The organism is Lujinxingia vulgaris (genome assembly GCF_007997015.1).
GTDB lineage: Bacteria > Myxococcota_A > Bradymonadia > Bradymonadales > Bradymonadaceae > Lujinxingia > Lujinxingia vulgaris.
Genome location: NZ_VOSM01000005.1, coordinates 380,117 through 403,069, shown reverse-complemented (window position 1 = coordinate 403,069; position 22,953 = coordinate 380,117). Strand labels below are relative to the sequence as shown.

Below are 22,953 nucleotides of genomic sequence, written 5' to 3'. Positions count from 1 at the left end.
CGCGCCCACCGGGAAGGTTCTTCCGGGTGGGCGCGGGCGTTTGAGAAGGAGAGTTGGAAGCTCGAGGGTCAGGCTAGGTCAGCATACGAGACATAATCTGCATCGGGGTCGTACCAGATGCCTTTGCTGTCGGTGAGTCGATCCTTTCGGGCGTGCTCGGTATTGCCGTTGAGGAAGATACGCACGACGTCAATGCGGTCCTCTTCGTCACGAGTTCTGAAGTAGATGCGGTAGGCCATGTTGCCGTAGCCAAGGCACTGACAATCGGTCTTTTCGGGTGAGTATTGCCCGTGCAGCTTGCTTTTCAGTTGATGGGGGTCACGAAGCGCGTCAATACCTGGTGTGATCGCTCTCTTCCCTTCCTCGCCAATGCGTTTGAGATCTTTTTGTGCCACCCGGGATAGATAGATGTCGGTGGAGGGTTCAGGCGCACGGTTGAGCAGAATCTGACCGAGCCCCGAGGGGATGTAGACATCTTCTTCAAACTCATCCCACAAAGACGCATAAGACGATGTATAAAGGGGCTCGGACAGGTCCAAATCGGCTTCAATTTCTCTGGCGCTGAGTCCGGGGCCGCTGCTCTGGCGAAGAACCGGGATAGCAGCGCTCTCCATCGACGGGTCGATCGAGATGGGCAGGGGCATCAGGGAAAGCAGTTCATCGGAGTGCTCAAAAATGTAACGCGTCTCAGCGCCTTCGAGCATGGCGATGAGGCTCAAATAGGGCACCAGGCTTTTGAACCCACCTGTGGGATTGAAGACCATGTCGTAGCCGCCGGCGTCTCTCAAGATGCGGTACACTGTGTCGATATACTTCGGCAGCCCTTTACGGCGAAACGCGCTCGCGGAGTCTACCCGCAGGCCTTCGATGCGATGGGAGGTGATCGCGACGTCTTTAACACCGCGCGCCGCAAAGAGCGCGTTGAGTGCCAGCTCCACACCTCGGGCGGCGATCACACCGTCGACGGTGTCGCTGCTGAGCAAATGACACTCCAAAAGCTGATCATCGCCCCGGGATTCGAGGATGCGCAGTGTGCTGTTGATCTCCGCCGACGCGCCGTAACTGGTCTCCACCGCCCAGTCGCGAATCGCCTCGATCAAGGCGCGCGCGGGGTTTTGATGCCCCGTCTTCTCCAGAATGGAGCGGGGCTCCTGAGTCTTAACGAGCGTGCTGAGGGACGCTTCAAAGGTCGCGCGCGCATCTTCTGAAAGGGAGCGTTTGTAGTTGTTGAGAATGCTCGTGCCGGTGTTTGCGATAAGCCAGTAATAAGGCATGAAGAGCTCCATAAGTCATAGGGAAGTGATCGAAAATCACCGGAGTCATACACAGAGCCGGGATTAGTTGGGCTACTATGGGAGGAGAGTGCGTTATCGACAAGACCGGCTCCCGTGAACGCGTCCTCCCGGCCAGAGTTCCGAGCAAAGTCTCCCCGACGACCTTCAGGGCAACGGATTGCCACTTTTGTGAAGGCACGGGGACAACTCCCACGGACAAAAAAAGCCACTCCCCCCCATCCGCGAAGTACGCGTCTACAAAGTCGACGGTGAGCGTGGCATCGCCGTCTTATACGGCGATACCTGGGCCATCTTGCGCACCGACCAGAAGTCGACCCTCCTGGATCGCGGCGTCGTGATGCTTCAGCCGAGCCGCATCTGGGGGGAGCGCCTTGAGCCCGTGAAAGTTCCAAAAGACGGGGAGGATATTGGGTTTGATATGACGATACATAACGCCGTGGTGGATCACCGCCTGGCCCGGCTCATCTTAGAGTTTCGTGACGGGGCGCAAACAAGCCTCGACCTGCACTTTGCCGGCGAGTTTGCGCGCCTGCCGGATCTGTGGTCGGAGGAGGAGGGTTGAGGGGTATGGCAGGCAGTGGTCTCGCCCCCCATCAGACTGTCAGCTTCCCAATCTGAAGGTCGTGGGTTCAAATCCTTCTTCACCCCTCACTCGTCCCCTGAGACGCCCCAAACCTCCCCCGCACAAACTCCCCGGATCCACACGTTGGGCAGCGCAACGCCAGCTCGACAACCTGCCCCCGGTGGACGATCTCACTCACGCTGAGGATGCCCTCGTCGCAGGAGGGGCACGCCACATGGGCGTTGCGATCTTGCGAGAGCGTGACGGCTGTAGCGAGCCAGCGCTGGCGATGTTGATGCGCGGCCAGGTTGGCATCGGAATGGCTTGAAGGTGGGTCGGGCATCGGGACATCCTGCTCGAAAAACAACACGCCAAAGCTGGCGCCAGGCCCATTCTAACGCGCACTCGCCCCATCCTTCCAACGCCACCCTTTTTTCGGATCAAAAAAAAACGGGCGCCCACAAGGGGCGCCCCGATACGAGAAGGGGCACGCGGCCCCCCATGCCCTGGGGTGAGGCCTTGTGCCTCACCCGCACGTGCGTGCCCGGCTTCTAGCTGCCCCCCCATGCCGTAGGGTGAGGCCTTGTGCCTCACCCGCACGTGCGTGCCCGGCCTCTAGCAATTGCTACAAAACCCAAAACTACAACAATTGGACTGACAGACCCTCGAATCCACGCAGAGGGAGCCGTTGGGCACCTTGTTCTGGCAGTCGCCACCGACGTTGCAGAACTGGTTGCTGGAGCAGTGGCCATCGTTGGTGCACTGGGCGCAAAAACCCGCCGAGCAGATGCCCGTGGAGCAGTTGGCGTCGCGCAGGCAGGGGGCGTTGTTGCCCACGTCGTCGACGCAGTTGTTAAAGGCGTCGCAATGCTGGCTTGCGGGGCATTGGGAGTCGTTCTCGCACTGGGCGCAGAAGCCGGCCAGGCAGAGGTCGGTGGTACACGCCGAGTCGCGCAGGCAGGCCGATCCGTTGGGCACATCGTTGACGCAGTTATTAAACGCATCGCAGTGCTGGCTGGCGGGGCACTCGGAGTCGTTTCGGCACTGGGCGCAGAAGCCGTCGAGACACAGGTCGGTGGTGCACGCCGAGTCTTTCAGGCAGGGAGAGCCGTTGCCGACGTCGGGAGCGCAGTTATTCAACGCGTCGCAATGCTCGTTGGCGGAGCAGTTGGCGTCGTTGGCGCATTCGCCGCAGACAAAGGCCGTGCACTGGCCGCTGGTGCACTCAAAGCCCTCGGCGCACACAGAACCGTTGTCTTTGCGCGCGATGCAGGCGCTGGCGCCGGGGGCCGGGTCGAGCGAGCAAAACTCGTTGGAGGCCGGACAGTCGTTCTGCGCGTTGCACTCCACGCAGAAACCCAGGTAGCAGCTGTCGGAGGCGCACTCCAGGTTCTGGGCGCAGGTCGCGCCGTTGGCCTTACGCGCGATGCAGGCGCTTGCGCCGGGGGCGGGATCGAGCGAGCAGAACGTGTGGGCATCCGGGCAGTCGCTCTGCTCGTTGCAGCCGGCACAGAAGCCCAGGTAGCAGCTGTCGGAGGCGCACTCCAGGTCCTGGGCGCAGGCCTGGCCATTGGGTTTGCGATCGATGCACGCGCTCTGGCCCGGCAGCGGGTCCAGCGAGCAGAACTGGTTGGGGTCGGTGCAGTCGGACTGTTCGTCGCAGGCCACGCAGAAGCCCGCAAAGCAGTTGCCGGAGGCGCACTCAAAGGTCTGCGCGCAGGTCTCCCCGTTGGGTTTGGGGGCGATACACGCGCTCTCACCGGGCAGGGGGTTGAGCGAGCAGAAGGTGCCATCGCCGCAGTCGGACTGCTCGTCGCACTCGGTGCAGTAGCCCAGGTAACAGGTGTTGCTGACGCACTCCTGTGCGTTGATGCAGCCCTCACCGATGGCCTTCTTCGGGGAGCAGGTGCCATCGAAGGCGCAGAACTGATCCTCCTGGCAGTCGGAGTCTTGCTCGCAGCCCGTGCAGGTAAAGAGCGAGCAGACCCCGCTGGCGCACTCTTCGGGCTCGGTGCAGAGGCCGCCGCCGGGAAGATCCGCAAAGCAGGCGTTGAACCAGCCGTTGCAGTACTGATCCTCGCGGCAGTCGGCGTTGTCGGTGCAGCTCACGCAGACCCCGAAGAGGTTGCAGACCCCGGCGTCGCAGTCGCTGTCCTGGCGGCAGGTGTCCGGCTGCACCTCGGGGCAGGCCGAGACGATGTCGTTGTCGACACGCGCCCAGTCCAGGGGTTCGGGATCGGCGTTGTAATAGTTGACAAAGATCACGTTGGGCCGGCGCCCCTCTTCCTCCTGGCAGGCGAAGAGGTGGTTCTGCACGTAGCGGTTCCAGCAGGCCGCGCCCACAAAGGTCGACGAGCCCTGGCCGGCGTTATGCACCACGCCATAAACCGGCGAGGAGACGATCGCCTCGGAGGGGCCGATGTTGGTGCTGGTTACGCAGTTGAAGGTGTGGGTGGTGTGCGTCTCCTGCCCGCTGAAGACGATGGTCGGGGGCGGAGTGCGGGGGATGCCGTCGACCACCTCGTAGCGACGCGAGTCGCCCAGAAAGATGTTGAAGGGGGGGACGAAGTCCCGATCGTAGATGACCAGACGCTGGTTGGAGGCGATAAGCTGTGCGCGCGCGGCGGCGAAAGGCTCCAGCGTGGAGAACCCGACGGTGGTGAGGGCGCGGCGGTAGAGAAGTTCGCTTAAGCCGGCCTGGTCGATGACCTCGCGCAGATCGCCACGCTCCAGATACGAGCGCACATAGAGCTGCACGATGCGCGCGGGGTGGCTCAAAAGGTAGTCGCGCACCTCCGCCAGGCGGTCGCGAAGCGGTGTGCTGGCCAGGCCGCAGGTGTCGTCGTCTTTGCAGACGCAGATGGGCCCGGAGCTGGCGCCCGGGGAGCAGTAGTCGACGATGAAGTGAAGCCACTCCACGCCGTCTTCGAGCTGGCGGCGGATCGTCTCGGTCTGGCGGGCGTCGAGCTCGGGGATGCCGTAGGCGATGCTCATCGCGGAGTTCCAGGTGCCCAGCACGGCCTCGTTGTTGAGGGGCTCGTCGCAGGTGAGGTAGGAGGTGGGGGAGGTGCCGCAGCCCTCCCGGACGCAGTCCTCAAAGCAGTGGTTGGGGTTGTTGCGGTACTCGGCGTCGATATCGCAGAAGCCGTCACCGCAGCTTCCGGCCGAGCACAGGCCCAGCTCGCTGATGCAAGATGCGCCATCGAGCTCGCACTTTGGGTCCCCGTTGACGACCACGCAGCCCCCCTCGTCGGGGCGGCACTCAAACGCGGCGCAGCTGCGCATCGACTCCGGGTTGCAGACGTTGTCGACGGGCTCGCAGACCCCCTCGGTGCTGCAGACGCCGGCGCCGCAGGCCATCTCGCAGCTTACGCCCGGGGTGATGCGCTCGGTGCAGCCGCCTTCGCCGTCGCAGGCGGGCACGGTGCAGGGGTTGCCGTCGTCCTCGGCGCAGAGCTGGCCGTCGGGGCCGGCGCACTCCCCGACACACTGGCCCCATGGCGAGCAGGTGTCGTTGATGGTGCTCGGATCGCCGTCGTCGCAGCTTGCGCCCACGTCGATCTCACAGCCTCCGATGCCCTCACGGCAGGCGCCGCCGGTGTGGCAGGGGCCATCGCAGGTCACGGTGCCGTCGCGCTGGCAGCTCCCCTCCTGGCAGGAGTAGGAGGTGACGCAGACGTTGATCTCCGATGACTGGCAGGTGTCGCCATCGAGCGGGGCCGGGTCGTTGTTGCAGTACCCTTCGACGCACTGGTCGAGGGTGCAGGCGTTGCGGTCGTTGCAGTCCGCATCGATCTCGCAGGGGGAGCAGGCCCCCCCGTCGCAGACGTTGGCGCAGTCGTTGGTGATGTCGGCGTCGCACTGGCCGCAGGCGTCTTCATAGGCCGGGCCGTCGAGCTCGCCATTGCAATCGCGGGGGCAGCCGGGGCCCTCCTCCACGCAGTTAAAGCAGCCTCCGTTGAAGCAGGAGGGGTTGAGCGCGTCGCAGCCTGCGTCAATGCCACCGACGACGGTATCGGCGCAGACCGCGCAGGTGCCTGCACCGTCGCAGAACCCCTCCTCCATCTCCGTCTCACCGTAGAGACACGAGGTGCCGGCGCTTAAGGGTACTTCCTCGCAGCCGTTGACGGTGCAGATCGAGGTGACGCAGGGGCCGGAGGGCTCGCATTGGGAGTCGTCGAGATCTTCGCTGATCACACCGGTGGCCGGGTCGCAGCTTCGCTCCACACAGGTGATGGGCTCCATCAGGTCGATCTTCGAGGGGCCCGGCACGCAGCCGGTGGTGGGGTCGGCGCGCTCGTCGCGGGGGGAGCAGAAAGGGGCACGTGCGGCGCAGGCATCGCCCCCACCACAGGAGCTCCCCAGGGGGAGGACATCGCATCTGCCGGTCGAGAAATCGCAGAGGTTCAGGGTACAGCTTGCGCCATCATCGCATTGGGCGTGGTCGGTGCAGCCGGTGCACACGCCGTCCTCACAGCCCAGGCCTTCCGGGCAGTCCGTGCTGTCTTCGCATTGCACGCAGGCCCCATCCACACAAAAGGGCTCGCCGCCACCGCAACCCGAGTCGACGCCGCCTTCGCTATCATCGATGCAGGGGATGCATTGGCCGCCGGAGCACACCATGGTGTCATCCATGCAGAGGGTGCCGTCTTCGGCAGGCTCGATGACACAGCCTTCCACCGGATCGCAGAGGCTCACGGTGCAGGGCTCATCGCTCTCGCAGCGCAGGTCTTCGCCCTGGTGCACGATCTGGTCGTTTTCTTCGTCGCAGAAGTCGAGGGTGCAGCTGATCCCGTCGGCAAGCACCGGGGGCTGACCGGCCACACAGCCGCTCGCGGCGGCCAGCGGGTCTTCGGGGGCGCACATCTCATAGCCGTTGCAGAAGAGCTCGTCGTCGCAGCGGGTGTGCGCGGTGCTCACGACGCATTCGCCGGCCTCGGTGTCGCAAACATCCTCGGTGCAGGCGATGCCATCATCGCAGTCGGCGTCCACCTGGCAGGCCGGGCAGCCCTCGGGGGGGCAGGGGAGCACGGTGTCGCCGGGGCGCGGAATCTGTGTGGCGCCTTCGATGACCCGGGGCTCGCGGACCTTCAGGAGCGTGGCGTCGTCGACATCACCGACATCGTCGGCATCAAGCCCGACGTCGAGGTCGGGGTTTTCACGGTTGGCCGTGTCTTCGCCGGAGCAGGAGAGGGCGCTGAGTGCCAGCAGCATCATCAGGATTATAAACGCCGGACGAAGTCGCGTGCGAGGGTGAGGTCTCATGATCGAGGTCTCTGGGTGAGGTCGCCGCGCTCAAGCGCGGAGAGGTCGGGGGACGTCGAAGTGGGGGCTCGACAGCCGCCAGCGTTACGTGGGGGATGACCTCGGCAGTATCGCGTCGTGTTACCTGATGTGACAATTTGCTGATAAGTAACAGGCATTGCGAAAGGGCGCATAAAATAAGGGGAATCGGGGTGTGGGGCCGGACGAAACCTCGCATAAGGCGCAGATGGTCGTGGGGCTCGGGGAGTCAGATCCGCCGGGCGCTGTTCATCCGGGGGGGAAGTCTGCCATGATGATGTGATCGTGACGCGCCGCGGCACGACGACCACAGTCCGGGGGGCAGACCAGCGAGGATGCAATGGATGATGAAGGGCAACGAGAGGCGGTGAGCGAGGTGTTGGCCAGCGGGGATGCGGCCAGCGAGCGCCTCATCCTGAGCAAGAACGCTGAGCTTGAGGGGCTTGTGGAGGAGGCCCGCGCGCTGCGCGCGCTGCTTGTCTCTTTGAGCGCGCAGGCGGCCAAAAGCGCCGCGCGCGGCCGGGCGCTACGCGAGGAGCGCGCCCGGCTGGAAACAAGACTCGACGCTATCTTCTGCGACCTGGGCGCCCGCGTTTTCGATCTTTTTGATCAGGGGAGCGCGCTGGAGTTCGGAGAGGGGACGGGCTCGCTGGCGAGTGTCGAGTCGGGGGAGGGGGAGGCGTGTGAAGACGGTTCGGCGGCTGAAGAGGCCGAGATCGCGGTGGATGGGCAGGCAACACATACATTGAACGATGATCGTCGGCACGCTGAACCAGGAGAGCCATCAGGCACAGACCTTCCAGACTCGCCGGCGCGCAAACCACCTGTGCTGCGGGTGGCGCCGAGCTTATCCAAAACGATGAAGCTGCGGGCGGGGGCAAAGAGCCACGCGGCCACCGGCGCGCAGATCGTGGCGCATCTCTTGCCGGATATTCGCGATCAGCTCGGGGAGCCGCCTTCGATGGTGCGTTCCTACCCGCAGGTGGTCGGTGAGCTGGGGAGGTTGAAGGCGGCCACCGAGGATGAGCGCCTGCGGGGGTGGGAGGAGCTGCCGCATGAGGTGCAGGTGGCGCTCGGGTGTATGATTACGGCGCGTTATCGCCACCTGCAGGAAGAGACGCCGGCGGCGTGCAGCGGCGTGGTGCAGAACGATAAAGATGCGGTGAAGGTGCTGCATCGCCTGAGCAATCATTTCAACATCACGCGGGCGGGCTTTGTGCACGGGCTCGCGCGCGATCATCAGCCGGCGCATGGGGCGCGCTGGAGCGATGACGCGGCCTACTACCACCGCGAGCTCGCGCGCCTTGCCCATGATCTTTATGGCGAGGAGGTCGAGGAGCAGAGCGCCCCGCAGAACCCGGAGCGGGCGCTGGGGCAGATCGAAGCGCTGATCGACACAAGCCCGCCGGTCGACCGCATTCGCGCGCTGGTCGAAGACATCCTCTCGACTCCGGGGGGCTTAGGCGGCGACGATCCCCGGCTGGTACGCCTGATGCGCCCCTTTCGCGATCATTTGAGCGGCGCGGCCCTCTCGAAACTTCGCCAGGCCATCGACGCGGCCGAGGCCGAAAAAGACGCTGAGCCCGACTTCGTCGAGGAGCTTCTGCCCGAGGGTTGGCCCTGGCATGAGGTGCTTCAAAACTCGCGTGTGGTCATGGTCGGCGGCGATACGCGCAGCGAGGCGCAGGCGCGCATCGAGAAGATCTTTCGGCCCGGGTCTTTTGAGTGGATTCCGGTCAAGAAGGGCGAAAACATGCGCCAGGTGCAGGCCCTGGCCGGCCGCATGCTTCAGGGGAGCGTGGATATTGTGATCCTGCTCACCGACTTCTTGAGCCATAAGGCCAGCGACCAGCTCACCGACGCCGCTGGCAAGTCGTCGGTGGAGCTCGTCTACTGCAACCGGGGCTACGGGGTGGCGCAGCTGCGCGAGGGCATCGAGAACTTCGTCAAGCTCGATCGAGCCGAGCGAAGCGAGGTTTGAGGTGAGGCTCATCATTGTGAAATGTGTGCACATCCTGAAGGTTTGAACTCCCCTGACACCTTTGCTATCGCTCCTCCATCTGAGGGATAGCACTATGTCACACCTTAATAAGGGAGAGGATGCGATGCGCGCGCGAAACCTGATGGCGATGATGATGGTGGTGATGATGACGCTGGCATTTGGGACGGCGGCCTGCGGCGATGATGACGACACCAGCGCCGCCCCCCACACGTCGGAGGATGCGGGCAGCGACGCCGGAGCCGACACAGGCCTGGGATGTACCGAGCCCGATCCGACCGGTTGCACCGACGACGATCAATGCCCGGGGGATCAATTCTGCGCCCGCGGTGAGGATGTATGCCAACCGTCGAGCTGCATATGCTCAGAGGAGGGTGTGTGGTACTGCTCGGAAGACTGTGGAGGCGGGGAGTGCCGCGACCCGGAGGCTCGCTGCGAAGAGCCCAACCCTGCCGGCTGTCTGGACCACGAGGAGTGCGCCAGCAATGAGCTCTGCGTGCCCGACGAGGAGCAGTGTACCCCTACCGAATGTGTGTGCACCGAGGAGGGGGAGTGGTTCTGCAACCGCGATTGCTCTGGCAAGGTCTGCAAGCCGGCCGATGAAGCGTGCCAGGGCCCTAATCCCCAGGGCTGCACCCAAAGCTCGGACTGCGGTGCCGAAGATCTTCGATGCGATATCGACGACGAGGTGTGTATTCCCACCGACTGCAGCTGCCAGGGAGGCGAATGGGTCTGCGACGAAGAGTGTGGTGGCGGGGTCTGTAAGCGGGTGTTAGACGGGCTTTCATGCGATCTCTTCGAGAGACCTCAGGGCTGCACCCCGGGAAGCTGTCCGGCCGGGAGGACGTGTGTGATCGATCCTGAGGTCTGCATCTCTTCCTACTGCGTCTGCACGGACACCGGGGAGTGGGCCTGCGTCGATGACTGCGCCGGCGGGGAGTGTCGCGACATCTAAGTTGGCGTGGCGAGGGGTTAAACACAGGGCCGGAAAGCAATCCGGCCGGATCTGACGAGCTTGCATCTCGCCGGGAGTGTCGACTACAACGCGCGCAATTCTGACTGAGAACACGGTCGATCGTCGCTGACCCTCCCTGGAATGAGAGCATTGAGCCGCCTATGCTTCCGCCTTACCTGCGTATCAATGGATTGCGCCTGGAGTTTCGCCCCACCACCTCGTTGAGCGCCGCCGAAGTTGAGAGGGTCTGCGCCTTTGCCAGCCGCTTTATGGAGGGCCGCCCCGAGGTGATCGAAGAGGGGTATTTGAGCAAACGCGACGTGATCCTTGTGCGCGAGCGCCCCGACGGGCCGCTTGTGGGCGTGGGCACGATGGATGTGCAGCGCTACGAGGTGGAGGGCCAGACGCGCATCGTGCTCTACCCGGGCAACGCGCTTTTGGAGCCCCATGTTCGCGGCAAGAACGTGCTGCAGACGGTGGTGATGGCCTACTTCCTGGAGGCGCGGCTCAAGCACCCGCGCACCCCGATCGACCTGGCGATGGCGGTGTTCAGCTACAAGAGCTACCTGCTGCTTCCTCGCACCTACCAGACCTTCTGGCCGCGCTACGAACAGCCGACGCCGGCGGCCGAGCGCGAGCTGATGCGGCAGGTCGCCACCCGCTACAGTGACAACGTGCGCCCGGGCCCCGGCGGCGAATGGATCGGCACGGTGCCCAAACACCTGCGGGGTGATGTGGCGCCGATCACCGAGCGCGAGCTCAGCGACCCGCACGTCAGTTACTTCTATGCGCAGAACCCGGGCTTTGGTCAGGGGGATGTGCTGATCACGCTCACCCCGCTCGATCTTTCGAACTGGCGGGCGATGGTGCGCACCACGCTCAAGCGGCAGCTGCGGCGACAGGGGAAGGTGGCGGGTGCGGCATGAGAGGGCGTTGATGGGGTGACGAGTCTCTCCCCACCTTGCCTCCACCCCCACCACGCATTACAACTAAGGGCATCGCACCACCCACCCAACCCGTTATTCTGGAGGAGGACCCAATGTCGTATTACAAAGAGATCGATGGCAAGAAGTACGATCGTGAGCTGCTGGAGTTGGCCGAGAAGTTGACCAAAGGCCAGGGCGACGGGCGCCTCTCCAAGAGCGATGCGGACCGGTTGCTGGAGGCGGTCAAGGATGGCAACAGCTACACCGATGTAGAGAAAGACACGGTGAAGTACATCCGCGACAATTTTAGCTGGACCGATGCGGCCGATGAGTACTTCCGCACCGAGATTCGCAAGTGGGCGGCGACCAAATAAGGCGCCGCGCTTCGGCGCGAAGACGATCGAGACGAAAAAAGCCCCGCGACCGATATGGTCGCGGGGCTTTTTTGTGGGTCGTGTTTCAGCTCGACCGGCTCAGCCCTGGGGCTGAGCCGGTCGAGGTAGAGATAGCCTTAAAGGAAGCTGTGCTCAGGTTGGGCGAAGCGCAGGTTGTCGATCCAGCCCTGATCGCTGCCGCCGCTGGCGCTGCTGTCCTTTACGTAGATCCAGGAGAAGGTGTAGATGCCGGCTTCCGGGATGTCGTAGGAAACGGTGCTCCAGTCTAAGTCCCCGTGGATTCGCGTCACATAAGCGTCGAAAAAACTGCAATCTGCCGCGGCACTGTCGCAGAAGACCAGGCCGTCATAGAAAGTGAAGGTCCGTTCGGAGTCGACGTTCCAATCGAAGACGAAGGTGCCGGGGCCATCAAACTCCAGCGTGATCTCCAACTCCGAGCGCTCACTGTGAGTGATGCCCCCGCTGGTCAGAGCGTAGGTGCCCTCCGAGGAGCTGCCGTCGGTGATCTCCCAGGGGAGCACGCCGCCGGTGACGAACTCGGTGGGCAGGGTGCCGTCTTCGAAATCGAAGAGGGTGGTGGAGGGGCTGGAGCTGACGAGCTCAACCGCGCTCGCGAAGTTCAGATACTGCACCAGCAGACGCACGTTACCCTGAGCAGTCTCGAAGGCGAAAATGTTGGCGATGTCGCCGGGGAAGATCGCGGAATCGACGCCATCTTCAAAGTCGAGGAGCACGCCACCGGCGTTGAGCTGGATGGCGCCAAAACCGTCGACGAGATAGTCGGCAAAGTCGCCGACCGCACCCACGGGAAGAGCGCTGACCAGAGTGGCGAGGTTGTCGATGTCGGGACCGGTGCTGACGTCGACGGGGCCGGCGATCTCGGCCAGGTGAACCAGACGCAGGCTGGCGCTGTCTTCGTCGGCCGGTGCGCTCAGATCGTCTTCGAGCAGCGTGAAGTCGAGCGCGCCCCCGGTGCCGTGAGCAACGACCGTATAGTGGACGGCGGGCTCAAAGGTGAAGTCGTCGGAGGTGCCGATCGACGAGCCCTCTTCGAGCACATCAAAACTTGCGGTGCCCGGCTCAAGCTCAAGCAAACTCGCTGTCGAGCCAAAGGTCAGCGCCGCTTCGGACTCGGTGGAGCCGGAGAGGGCAAAGTCAATCTCACCGGCGCCGGGGAAGATATGCACGAAGCGGACATAGCTCAGGTAGGGCTCGACCTCGCCGAAGGTAAGTGTGACGACATCAGTGCCGCACTGGCCGGCGGCCACCACGGTGATCGGCTCAACCTCGCCAAGTTCCTGCGGGGTGATCGTGAAGCTGGTGTTGGAGGCGAGTGAGGGCTCAAGCGCATCGCCGCCTACAAAGGCCAGGGAGACATTGGCGTCGTCGTTGGTCGCCACGGTGATCGGGGCGCTTTCCTGGCCCTGGTAGAGGGCCTGGTCGGCGCCGGTGACACCGGTGATGGCAAAGGCCTCGTCGCAGAGGTCGTTTGCGCCATCGTTCTGGTTGCAGACGGTCTCGGAGGCGTCGACCTCGTCTTCGTCGAGGACGTCGTCGCCGTTGTCGTCGATGCCGACCGAGACGGTGACGCCGCCGTTGGCGCAGACTTCGCCGGGCTCAACGCTCTCGGTGATGACGAGCGAGTTGAGACCCGCTTCGCCGTCGGTGCCGTCGTCGCCGTCGTCGCCGTCTTCGCCGTCGGTGCCGGGCTGTCCGGCTTCGCCGGGCTCGCCCTGCTCACCGAGGGGGCCCTGGGGGCCCTGGGCGCCCTGCTCGGCTTCGGCGCCGCCACAGGCGAGTGCGCCGGTGGTCAGGGCCGCGCAGAGCAGCAGGCGTAATGTATAGGATGGAGATGTGTTCATAGCGTCGGTACTCCAGAAATGGGGCTTCATCGTGCCTTCGAGGCCGGGCGCCTCCGCGAAAAGTTGGGAGGTGCCGCGGCTGCAATGATCGCGTGAGGTTGTGCTTAAGCGCGATCAGGGAAGGCCGGGGGTGAAGGTCAGGTTGTCGATCCACCCGCGATCATCACCTCCAGCAGTAGAGCTGTCTTTGCGGTAGAGCCAGGTGAAGGTGTAGGTGCCCGCTTCCGGAATCTCGTAGGTGATGTTGGTCCAGGCCACTTCACCGCTGATGCGCTCGATGTAGTTGCTGAAGTAGTTGCAGTCCTCGCCCTCGGTGTCGCAGAAGATCAGGCCGTCGTAGAAGCTGTACCCTTCGGGCTCGGAGCTGACACTCCAGTCGAAGGCGAAGACACCGGCTTCGTCGAACTCAACGGTCATCTCAAGCCAGGACGTCTGGTAGTTCTCAATGATGCTGTTGGTGGCCGAGAAGTCACCGGTGTTGGAGTTGGCATCGGTGACCATCCATTCGGCGGCGCCGCCAGTGCGGAACGTGGCGTTGAGCGCGTCGGCGTCAATGGCGACCGGCAAGGTCTCCAGACCGGGAATGAGGATGGCGTTCTGGCCGGCATCGCTGAGCTGTTGGACGAAGATGTGGGGTTCTCCTTCGAGCATGAAGGCGAAGGCGTTAGCGATGGCGCCTTCAGCGAAGGTCATCGACGAGAAGCCGACGTAATCGAAGAGGGTCCCGGCCGAATCGATCTGCACGAACTCTACGCCGGTGGCGAGGTCGGCGGCGTCGGCGGCGGCGGCGAAGGCCAGGTCGGCGACGAGCTCGGCAGCGGAGGTTTCGTCCGCGCCGGCGCTGATGGCGACGTTGCCCACGCCGTCGGCGGCGTGGATGGCGCGCAGACGGAAGGTGTCATCGGCCAGGGGGCTGACGACGTCGTCTTCGAGGATCATGAAGTCCAGCGCGCCGGCGTTGCTGTAGGCGACCACGGTGTAGGATTCACCCAGCAGGAAGTCGGCCGGGTCGGTGGTACCGACGGGGGAGCCTTCGGAGAGGAGGTCGAAGCTGTAGTTGCCCGGGTCGACTTCCAGGGGGCCTTCGGCGGTGGCGAAGTCGATGGAGGTCAGCACCTCGGTGGTGCCGTTGAGGGCCACGTCGACTTCACCGGCGCCTTCAAAGAGGTGCACCAGGCGGATGTTGGCCACCGGCGCTTCAACTTCCTCGACGGTGAAGTTGACCACCGCGGTGCCACACTCGCCATTGGCGATAAGCGCGAACTCAAGGCTCTCGCTCTCGTCGAGGAGGTCTTCGGGGGTGAGGGTGAAGGTGCCGTCGCCGGCGGAGGCGTCGAACTCCGCGCCATGACCGATGAAGCTCAGGCTGAGGTCGCCTTCGCCGTTGGTCTCCACGGTGATCGGGTCGCTGGCGTTGCCGGCGAAGAAGCGCTGGTCGATGCCGGTGAGGCCGGTGATGGCCAGGGCTTCGTCGCAGAGGAGGGAGCCGTCGACGCCGTTGCAGACGTTTTCGGTGGAGGTGATCTCGTCTTCGTCGAGGACGCCATCGGCGTTGGCGTCGACGCCCGAGGAGATGGCCACGCCGCCATTGGCGCAGACATCGCCGGGCTCAATGGTTTCGGTGGCGATCAGGGAGTTGAGGCCGTCGGCGCCATCCTCACCGTCTTCGCCATCTTCGCCGTCCTCACCGTCGGCGCCCGGGGCGCCGTCTTCACCCGGCTCACCCTGGGGGCCTTGCTCCCCTGCGGGGCCTTCGGGGCCGGTGGCCCCCTGCTCAACTTCCCCACCACATGCGACCGCGCCGGCTGCGAACATCGCGCAGATCAGCAGACGAATTCCCTGCTTGCTACCAAACTTCATACGTCTGTGCCTCGGTTGATTTTGTCTTACGACAATGTGCGTCAGCTGCCTCCTGCCACCACGGTCAGGGCGGCGTGCTGACGCCAGAATAAATGACGAGTTGGCGGTACCTTAGCACATTTTGAAGCAAAATGTAGTCGGATGTGTGCCTGCCTCTTTTTCCGGGGTGTTTTTCTCCGGTGGCCAGCGATTTAAACGCGCCGCAGAGGGCTTCAAGCCTTCACGCGCGTGTCACTGTACAAACGCGGCGAGCTTGGGGAGGATACGGGCCTGAGCAGGAGAGCTAATGTTGAGGGCCGAGGGCATGGTGTTAATGCGTGCGCGGTGCCAGCTGCAAGGCGCGCTCTGACGCGCCCTAATGACGTGGAGCAGTAGAGGATGACGATGAAAGCAAAAATTTTGATTGGCGTGCTGGCGAGTCTGGCGTGGAGCGGGTGCGGCGACGATGGGCCGCGTCGCGGGGAGGCCAGCGGCTGCGATGCGGCGGTGGAGGCGAACTGCCCGGGGCTTCCGGATAGCGGTGATGAGGAGGATACGGGCGATCCTCAGTTTGATGTCTCGGAGCCGGATGCTTCAGACCCCGAGCCGGATACCGACCCTGAGCCCGATCCCGATGGCACGCTCTACCCGCTGGGGCCGGAGTTCGGGGTCGTGGACGGGCGTTTTGACGAGCGCCTGGAGGCGGCCTTTGACGGGCAGATCGATCAGGGGGTGGATGCGGCGGCGATCACGCCGATCTATGAAAACCTGGATGATGATCCGCTGCTTTATAAGGAGTTCCGTTGCGAGACGCGGCTGCGACGCCTGGAGGTGCACGCGCCCGAAGATGGGTTCTTCATTTATGACGAGACGAACTTCCCCGCCGGCGGCAGCGGGACGGTGCAGGTGGTGGGGCGCCGCGCCGACAATACCCACTGGTATGGCGTGACCTCCAAGCCTTTTGATGCCGAGAGCCCGGTGGTCTTTACCCCGGAGGAACTGAGCAACGCGCGCGACTATGTAGCCTACGGCGTGACCTTTGCCTCGGATTCGCCCCTGGTTGGCGAGGTGCAGGTGGCTGAGGTCAGCCTCTTTGGCTACTGCGCAACCCCGGAGCACGAGATCGCCTGGGAGGCCACCGAGTGGCTCTGCACCGGGGTGGAGTGTGTGAACGAGACTAACCCCGGCGGCGTGGCCACGCGCACGGTGACGTGTGCGCGCGACGCCGGCGGCTTTGCGCACCCTGAGTTCTGTGAAGGGGAGGAGCCCGCGTCGCAGGGGGAGAGCTGCGAGCTGAGATGCCCCTACACGCTGACCCATGTGGGCGGCCGGCCCTTTACCTACAGCAACGAATCGGGGTGGTTGCATGAGGGCAACGTCGAGCGCCGCGCCGGTCCGCTGCCTTCCAATGTGGAGCACGGCACCACGGTAGAGGCCATTGAGGGCAAACCCTGCTCGATCCTCACCGAGAACCCGCTGGCCTACTACGTGGGCATCTCCTGCACGGTGCCGGTGGAGGAGGGGGAAGAGAGGCTTTACTGTGCGTTCCGGTGTGAGTGATGCGTGCCGAGCGCCCCAGGACGACGCTGGCTGTGTCGCTGCGTCGTCGCGGTAGCGCTGCTACACGCTCCTCCTGGCTCCTTGCCGGCCCCGCCCTGGATGCGCTCGGGGTTTTTATTTTTCGAGAAGTGCCGAGCTCACTCAGGACGACGCTGACGGCGTCGCTGCGTCGTCGCGGTGGCGCTGCCACAGCGTCGTCCTGGCTCCTTGTCAGGCCCCGCCCTGGGGCGCTCGGGTCGGCGGTTTCGGGGGGACTTTCCCGAGCGGGAAAATTGTGGGGGAGTTGGTGAAACGAAGGGGGGATTTTCCCGAACGGGAAGATTGTGTTGATGGGAGGACGTGGCGTTGCTAATTTTCCCGAACGGGAAAGTTGCATCATCGCCGGGTGGTGAGTTCCCGTGTTGCGTGCTGACGCAGTGGAGGAACGTGATGAAGACGCGAGAGCCGATACACAGCGTGGCGGAGTTGGGGGCAAGAATTCGGGAGGCGCGCCAGTCGCAGGGGTTGACCCAGCAGGAGTTTGCCGATGCGTGCGGCGTGGGGGTGCGCTTTCTCTCGGAGGTTGAACGCGGCAAAGAAAGCGCGGAGATCGGGTTGGTGCTGCGGTTGCTCAGCCGAGCGGGGCTCGATGTGATGGTGTTGCGTCGACACCATGAGCAGAGCCGGTACTGGGGCGAGTCGCGGTATGAATGAGGCGGCGCTGTGGGTGTATTATGAGGATCGTCGGGTCGGTAGAGCCGACCTGCATGACGGCGATCGTCTGAGTTTCGTCTACGATTCAGATTGGCTCGCCCACGGTGGGGCTTTTGCGCTGAGCCAGTCGTTGCCGCTTCGGGAGAGAGGTTTCGGCCCGGAGGTGGCGCACGCGTTTTTCGAGAATCTTTTGCCGGAGGGGGGAGCTCGCGAGATGATCGCGGCGCAGTTGGGCATAAGCGTCGAGAATGATGTCGCGTTGTTGGCGGCGTTGGGCGAGGAGACGGCCGGGGCTTTTCGTATCGTCGGAGCCGAAACACAAACGAAGCAACGTTTTGCAAACGCACGAGTTCGTCGCATCCTCACCACGTCTGAATTGGAGCGTTGGGCTGATGGCGAGCCTGTGGGCTGGGCAGAAGAATCAGGTGAGCCGCCGCGTTTATCCCTGGCCGGCGCTCAGCACAAAATGGCGTGCATTCGGGAGGGGGACCACTACGTGGTGCCGGCAAGTCATGAGGCGAGCACCCATATCTTGAAGTTTGACTCTTTGAGGTTTCGGCATCTTTCAGTGAACGAGTTTTTGACGATGCGTTTTGCCGCAGCGCTGGGGCTGCCCGTCTGTCATGTCGACCTTGACGTTGGGGCGAGCACCCCTTTTCTGGTCGTGGAGCGTTATGATCGGCGTGACCTCGATGGGGCGACGGTGCGTCTTCATCAAGAGGATTTTTGTCAGGTCTTCGCTTTGTCACGGCATCGCAAGTACCAGAGTGAAGGGGGCCCCACACTGCTGGAGATCGGCAGGCGTTTAGGTGAGGTGTCGACGCAAGCCGCAAAGGACCTTGTGAACCTGCTGCGGTGGGTGATGTTCAACGCGTTGAGCGGCAACGCGGATGGACACGCCAAAAATCTATCGCTGCTCTATGGCGCGAGAGGTCCTTGTCTTGCGCCCTTTTACGATCTTGTGTGCACCCGGGCGATTGAGGGGGTGCATACGGGGTTGGCGATGGCTGTGGATGGCGAAGTCAACGCAGATCGTTTGCGACCGCGCCACTTCGAAGCGCTCGCCGAGGGCTGGGATATGCGCCCCGCACTTGCGACGCGAGAGCTTGAGCGTCTTTTGGGTCAACGTAAAAGAGCCTGGGAGACGGCGCTCGCTGCATTGCACGAGCATGTTGAGTACTCGCCAGCCGTCGAGAGGGTCGAACGCGCGATGGAGCAACGCGCCCGTGCGCTCGAAAACAACCTGCGTCAGGACCGTCCCTGATCGTGGAGGGGGATGAAGAGGGCGATGACGATCTTCATCTCGCGGGGGTAGGCGAAGGGGGAGGGGCGGGTGTGGGCGGGGCCGCGGTCGCGGTAGCCAGTGATGAGGTGTTCGATGCGCGCGATCAGCGGCCAGCCGGCGTCGAGGAGGCGCGCGGGCATCTTGTTGAGTCGGCGAGGAACGTAGCCGATGCGGCGGTCGCCGGCGTAGAGGGCGATGGCGCGGGCGTCGTAGGGGTTGTCGGGCTCGCGTACCACGCGCAGGCGTTGGCCCAGATCCAGGGGAAAGGCGGCCAGCTGGAACTCATGAAATTGCAGGCCGGCCACCGGGGTGTGGATGAGCAGGGCGTGACCCGGGGGCGGCGGTGGCGAGGTGCGGTGATGGCGCGAGCTTTCGATTCGGTGCATGGGAGCCTCCGGGTTGCGAGTGAGGTTTTTCTCATGCCTCAAGATAGGGGCGTGGATGACGCCGGGACAGCGCGTGTTTGAGCCTCCTGCGATCAAATGATTGAATAGGCTGGTTTTTTTTGCGTAAGAGAGGCCCCTGCGGGGAAGGATGTGGCCCGGATGAATGGAGGCCGTCCTCGCCAGATCCTGGAACCAGGTGTAAGGACGAGGGCCCCACAGGTTGAATATGGAGTGCGACGACGCCTTCGAGGCGCGGCGCGATCGAAGACTTAATGTCGAAATGTGTTGATGGAGAAAGGTATGAAACGAATCATGATCGTCATGTTGGCCGCCGCGTGGATCACCGGATGCTCAAGCGACTCGCCGGATCCCACCCCGATCGCAGAGCCGGACGCCGGTGATATTTCGGATGTTTCGGAGGACGCGGATGTCGATGAGGAGGCGGATGTCGCCGATGCGGAAGACGAGGACACCGCCGCAGACGAAGACGCCGCCGATGTGACGGAAGAGGACACGGGCAACGACGATGACGACGAACTTCCGAGCGACTCTGTGAGGTTCTGGGGCGAGGATGTGCGTTATGCGTATCGCCTCGGGGAGGAGGTGGCGTCGCTGGAAGAGGTCTTCTTGCTGGTGGACGCGAAGCTGGAAAACATCAGCGCGGACCCGGGTGTGGGGATGGCGCTGGAAGATCTGGAGCTTCAGATCTCCACCACCGAGGGCGATGTCTGGGTGGAGGCGATGGCTCTGGGCGCGGAGCTTGAGGGTGGATGCGCTTCGGGCACTCCGGCCGAGATTGCGGCGACAGGTGAAGAGAGCATCTGCACGGTCGCCTTCCGGATCTCTCCGGATACCACGGCGACCTTCTTGCGCTACACCAACCCGCGGATTTTCGGGGGTAAGATGGCTGCGATCTCGATGCCGCTGGACGGGCCGGTGACCGAGACGATGCTCCAGGAGGTGCGCGAGACCTACGCGCAGCGCGTTGTGACGTCGCTCGAAGCGAGCTGCGCCTGCGATAGCGAGCCCTTCTCCAGCGAGCAGGAGTGCGTGGATGCGCTCGTGCACGATATGAGCGGCTGCGACGAGGTGGTGCTGCGCGACCGAGGCGCGATGTATGAGACGATTGAGTGTCTCAACGCCTTCACGCTCATGGAAGCGAACTGCTACGAGACCTGCGGTGAGGCGCAGTCCTGCGTGGACACGCTCGGTTTTGAGAGTTGCTGGGAGATCCTCGATGAGCCGCTGCGTACGGAGCTGCGTGGCTGCTGAAGAGCTGCCGGCTGAAGAGCTGCCGGGCAGGTCGCCGCACATGAGCAGCGAGATGCTGCGCCAGGTTTTTTGCTCATGGTTCAGTGCTCAGTGCGATCCGCTCCCGGTGCCGGGGCGCTCGTTGAGCTGAAGGTCGAGCTCGACCTTTCGCATGCCGATGCCGCGGCTTGTCGTGGCGTCGGGCTCGACGTAGCGAAGATCGCGGATGAAGACGGTGTGGCCCTCCTGGTGGGATCGCACTTCGATGGCCGTGTCCACACCGCAGTCGACCCGGTCGAACGCGTCGACCAGGAAGTCCGCGTCCCGCATGCTGAGGTCCTCGAAGAAGCGGTCGCCCTGGAGCACCGCGCCCCAGTCGATGTCCTTGTCACCGAAGTCGTAGAGCCCCGGCTCGAGCGTCTCCTCCCAGCACGCGCCGAGCAGCGCGTCGACCTGCCCGCCGCTCTTAACAAACTTCCGGTCGGCCAGGACACGCTCCTCGCAGACCTTCATGCCGCGGATGCGGCCCGTGAGCCCCGATGGGCAGGTGATGACGTGGGACATGCGCTCTCCTCCGATACGGTGTTCCCCTCGTGGGGGTCGTCGGAGGACGGCAGGTGCACGGCCTCCATCGGAGTAGAGCCGGGGATGTGGGGGCGTGGGACGGCACACGTCCTGGGACTCGGCCTCGAAAAAATCGGATCGACCCTTGACTCTGTAGTATACTACAGGCCTTACGTTGTCTGTGTAGAGGGTAACCGCCTCCCCGGAGACGACGTGAACAACGCCACGAACAGCACCACGCTCACAATCGGAAAGGTCGCCAAGCGCGCCGGGATCGGCGTGGAGACCATCCGCTTTTACGAGCGAGAGAAGCTCCTACCGGAGCCCGCGCGCGACCCGTCGAGCGGCTATCGACGCTACCCCGAGAGCACGATCTCGCGCTTGCAGTTCATCGCCCGCGCGAAGGAACTCGGGTTCACCTTGCGGGAGACACGGGAGCTCCTCGAGCTCCGCGCGGGACCCGCGACGTGTGGGACTGTGAGAGCGCGTGCCGAGGACAAGATCGACGACGTCCGCCGAAAGATCGAGGACCTCCAGCGAATCGAGCGCGCACTCCTGACGTTGGCGGAGGCATGCCCCGGTGACGGCGCCTTGGACGACTGCCCCATCTTGGGGGCTCTTGAGGGAGGGTTCGGCGATGGAGGTTGAGCTCATCTGGCAGCGTGATTGCCCGAACGTCACCGCGGCCCGGCAGAACCTCATGCGGGCCTTCTCCGTCGCCGGCGTCCCAGCGCGGTGGCGCGAGTGGTGCGTCGATGAGACGGACTGCCCCGATCACGCTCGCGCGTTCGGCTCCCCGAGCATCCTCGTCGATGGAGTCGACGTTGCGGGCCATCCAGCCGGCAACGGTCAATCGTGCCGTCTCTACCACGCGGCCGATGGCGCTCTCCTCGGCGCGCCTTCCGCCGACGTCATCGCCGCCGCGTTGAGGCCTCCGGCCCAGCTTGCCGCTCCACCGAACGGCGACCGGTTCTCCTGGAAACGACTCGCCGCGGCAGCGCCCGCCTTCGGGGTTGCGTTACTGCCCAAGATCGCCTGCCCAGCGTGCTGGCCTGCATACGCGGGGGTGCTCAGCTCGCTGGGGGTCTCGTTCCTGATCGACGCCCGCTACCTGTTCGCCCTGACGGCTGCCTTCCTCGTCGTCGCGCTGTTCTTCCTGGGGTTCCGCGCAAAGCGTCGTCGCGGACACGGACCCCTCGCGCTCGGGCTCATCGCCTCGGCGCTCCTGCTCATCGGCAAGTTCTACTTCGAGAGCGACCCCGCCATGTTCGGCGGCGTGGGCGTCTTGATGATCGCCTCTTTCTGGAATTCGTGGCCTCGCAAGCTGGCCGCATCGCCGGAGTGCTCGGCATGTGAGCCGACCGCGCCGGTCAGGTCGTGCTGTGACACGACAACACCCCAAGCCCCGACCGCACAAAGCGCGTCGGCCATTCAAGGAGAAACAACATGAGTCAACGTCACATCGAAATCTTCAGCGCTGGTTGCCCGGCATGCGTCGACACCATCGATCTCGTCAACGATACGATCTGCGGGTCGTGTTCGGTGGAGGTCCTCGACATGAGCGACACCGAAGTCGCCGCTCGAGCGCGCAACCTGGGAATCAGGTCCGTCCCGGCCGTGGTGGTCGACGGCAAGCTCCTCGACTGCTGCGCGGGGGGGGTCGACAAGGCTTCGCTCCAGGCGGCTGGCGTCGGGAGGCCCACCGCATGAAGCCTCGGCTGCTTCAACTGCTCGTCGGCAGCCTGCTCGCGGCCCTCGCCGCGGGCGGCTGCTCGCGGGCCGAGCCGCCACCGCCTCAGACCTTCGAGGGGGCAGAGCAGGAGTCAGCGGGGTCCAATGAGGCGGCGGAAGCCGAGGCCGTCATCGCCGTCGAGGGGATAGTCTGCCAGGGATGCGCGAACGCGGCCGCCGAGGCTGCTTCCCAGGTGCCTGGCTGTGTCTCTGCGCGCGGCGTGTTCGAGGACGGTACCGTCGTCGTCCGCTACCGCCCAGACGCGACCACGCCAGAGGCCATAGCAGCCGCCATCACAGGCGCTGACCGCGGCGACGCGCCGGCGTTCACGGCACGCGTCGCGTCCCCTTGAGCCAGTGGCCTCCG

Annotated in this window: 20 protein-coding genes and 1 tRNA gene; 14 read left to right on the top strand and 7 right to left on the bottom strand. The window is 64.1% G+C overall.

Annotation, left to right across the window (positions count from 1 at the left end; all coding sequences use genetic code 11):
• Positions 1–68 precede the first annotated feature (68 nt).
• Positions 69–1,274, bottom strand: coding sequence for a hypothetical protein (locus FRC98_RS13025; RefSeq protein ID WP_230467575.1), 1,206 nt, complete (start codon positions 1,272–1,274; stop codon positions 69–71).
• A gap of 358 nt (positions 1,275–1,632) precedes the next feature.
• Between FRC98_RS13025 and FRC98_RS13020 the strand changes: the two genes are divergently transcribed.
• Together FRC98_RS13020 and FRC98_RS13015 are read left to right on the top strand one after the other, a co-directional pair.
• Positions 1,633–1,857, top strand: coding sequence for a hypothetical protein (locus FRC98_RS13020; RefSeq protein ID WP_146981869.1), 225 nt, complete (start codon positions 1,633–1,635; stop codon positions 1,855–1,857).
• Positions 1,856–1,946: transfer RNA gene (locus tag FRC98_RS13015), tRNA-OTHER, on the top strand. The genes FRC98_RS13020 and FRC98_RS13015 overlap by 2 nt, the downstream gene beginning before the upstream one ends.
• Here the strand turns inward: FRC98_RS13015 and FRC98_RS13010 are convergent.
• Positions 1,937–2,200, bottom strand: a complete 264-nt coding sequence (locus FRC98_RS13010; protein WP_146981868.1) for a hypothetical protein — start codon at positions 2,198–2,200, stop codon at positions 1,937–1,939. The genes FRC98_RS13015 and FRC98_RS13010 overlap by 10 nt on opposite strands.
• A gap of 272 nt (positions 2,201–2,472) precedes the next feature.
• Positions 2,473–7,122 carry a PI-PLC domain-containing protein gene (locus FRC98_RS13005; RefSeq protein WP_146981867.1) on the bottom strand — a complete coding sequence of 1,550 codons (4,650 nt, stop codon included), beginning with the start codon at positions 7,120–7,122 and terminating at the stop codon, positions 2,473–2,475.
• Positions 7,123–7,507: 385 nt separating this feature from the next.
• Here FRC98_RS13005 and FRC98_RS13000 point away from each other — a divergent pair, with 385 nt between their 5' ends.
• From FRC98_RS13000 to FRC98_RS12985, 4 genes are all read left to right on the top strand, one after another.
• Complete coding sequence (locus FRC98_RS13000; RefSeq protein WP_230467574.1) at positions 7,508–9,121, top strand: DUF2325 domain-containing protein; 1,614 nt, start codon at positions 7,508–7,510, stop codon at positions 9,119–9,121.
• Positions 9,122–9,245: 124 nt separating this feature from the next.
• The gene (locus tag FRC98_RS12995) at positions 9,246–10,094 is read left to right on the top strand and encodes a hypothetical protein (protein WP_146981865.1); all 849 of its coding nucleotides are present in this window, start codon (positions 9,246–9,248) and stop codon (positions 10,092–10,094) included.
• Between the two features lie 161 nt (positions 10,095–10,255).
• A complete protein-coding gene (locus tag FRC98_RS12990; protein ID WP_146981864.1) occupies positions 10,256–11,020 on the top strand; it encodes a hypothetical protein in 765 nt (254 codons plus the stop codon).
• Between the two features lie 113 nt (positions 11,021–11,133).
• The gene (locus FRC98_RS12985; protein WP_146981863.1) at positions 11,134–11,394 is read left to right on the top strand and encodes a hypothetical protein; all 261 of its coding nucleotides are present in this window, start codon (positions 11,134–11,136) and stop codon (positions 11,392–11,394) included.
• Between the two features lie 137 nt (positions 11,395–11,531).
• Here the strand turns inward: FRC98_RS12985 and FRC98_RS12980 are convergent, their stop codons facing one another.
• A complete protein-coding gene (locus FRC98_RS12980) occupies positions 11,532–13,277 on the bottom strand; it encodes a DUF4397 domain-containing protein (RefSeq protein ID WP_146981862.1) in 1,746 nt (581 codons plus the stop codon).
• 114 nt (positions 13,278–13,391) lie between these two features.
• The gene (locus FRC98_RS22045) at positions 13,392–15,137 is read right to left on the bottom strand and encodes a DUF4397 domain-containing protein (RefSeq protein ID WP_146981861.1); all 1,746 of its coding nucleotides are present in this window, start codon (positions 15,135–15,137) and stop codon (positions 13,392–13,394) included.
• A gap of 378 nt (positions 15,138–15,515) precedes the next feature.
• Here FRC98_RS22045 and FRC98_RS12970 point away from each other — a divergent pair, with 378 nt between their 5' ends.
• The 3 genes from FRC98_RS12970 (at position 15,516) to FRC98_RS12960 (ending at position 18,633) form a co-directional block, all read left to right on the top strand.
• On the top strand, positions 15,516–16,676 hold the full coding sequence (locus FRC98_RS12970; protein WP_146981860.1) for a hypothetical protein: 1,161 nt from the start codon (positions 15,516–15,518) through the stop codon (positions 16,674–16,676).
• 429 nt (positions 16,677–17,105) lie between these two features.
• Positions 17,106–17,369, top strand: a complete 264-nt coding sequence (locus FRC98_RS12965) for a helix-turn-helix domain-containing protein (RefSeq protein ID WP_146981859.1) — start codon at positions 17,106–17,108, stop codon at positions 17,367–17,369.
• Entirely contained in the window at positions 17,362–18,633 is a 1,272-nt protein-coding gene (locus FRC98_RS12960; RefSeq protein ID WP_230467573.1) for a type II toxin-antitoxin system HipA family toxin, read from the top strand. Before FRC98_RS12965 ends, FRC98_RS12960 begins: the two co-directional genes overlap by 8 nt.
• Here FRC98_RS12960 and FRC98_RS12955 read toward each other — a convergent pair.
• Positions 18,618–19,040, bottom strand: a complete 423-nt coding sequence (locus tag FRC98_RS12955) for an HIRAN domain-containing protein (protein WP_146981857.1) — start codon at positions 19,038–19,040, stop codon at positions 18,618–18,620. The genes FRC98_RS12960 and FRC98_RS12955 overlap by 16 nt on opposite strands.
• Positions 19,041–19,340: 300 nt before the next feature.
• On the opposite strand from FRC98_RS12955, the gene FRC98_RS12950 reads away from it, so the two are divergent.
• Positions 19,341–20,312 (top strand): hypothetical protein, encoded by a 972-nt coding sequence (locus FRC98_RS12950; protein ID WP_146981856.1) that lies wholly within the window; start codon positions 19,341–19,343, stop codon positions 20,310–20,312.
• An 87-nt stretch (positions 20,313–20,399) separates the two neighbouring features.
• Here the strand turns inward: FRC98_RS12950 and FRC98_RS12945 are convergent, their stop codons facing one another.
• Positions 20,400–20,855 carry a hypothetical protein gene (locus tag FRC98_RS12945; RefSeq protein ID WP_230467572.1) on the bottom strand — a complete coding sequence of 152 codons (456 nt, stop codon included), beginning with the start codon at positions 20,853–20,855 and terminating at the stop codon, positions 20,400–20,402.
• On the opposite strand from FRC98_RS12945, the gene FRC98_RS12940 reads away from it, so the two are divergent.
• The 4 genes from FRC98_RS12940 to FRC98_RS12925 are packed head-to-tail and all read left to right on the top strand — an operon-like array spanning position 20,847 to position 22,939.
• Positions 20,847–21,503, top strand: coding sequence for a MerR family transcriptional regulator (locus tag FRC98_RS12940; protein WP_230467571.1), 657 nt, complete (start codon positions 20,847–20,849; stop codon positions 21,501–21,503). The genes FRC98_RS12945 and FRC98_RS12940 overlap by 9 nt on opposite strands.
• A complete protein-coding gene (locus tag FRC98_RS12935; protein WP_146981855.1) occupies positions 21,493–22,305 on the top strand; it encodes a MerC domain-containing protein in 813 nt (270 codons plus the stop codon). Before FRC98_RS12940 ends, FRC98_RS12935 begins: the two co-directional genes overlap by 11 nt.
• Positions 22,302–22,565 carry a thioredoxin family protein gene (locus FRC98_RS12930; RefSeq protein WP_146981854.1) on the top strand — a complete coding sequence of 88 codons (264 nt, stop codon included), beginning with the start codon at positions 22,302–22,304 and terminating at the stop codon, positions 22,563–22,565. The genes FRC98_RS12935 and FRC98_RS12930 overlap by 4 nt, the downstream gene beginning before the upstream one ends.
• A complete protein-coding gene (locus tag FRC98_RS12925) occupies positions 22,562–22,939 on the top strand; it encodes a heavy-metal-associated domain-containing protein (protein ID WP_146981853.1) in 378 nt (125 codons plus the stop codon). Before FRC98_RS12930 ends, FRC98_RS12925 begins: the two co-directional genes overlap by 4 nt.
• Positions 22,940–22,953 lie beyond the last annotated feature (14 nt).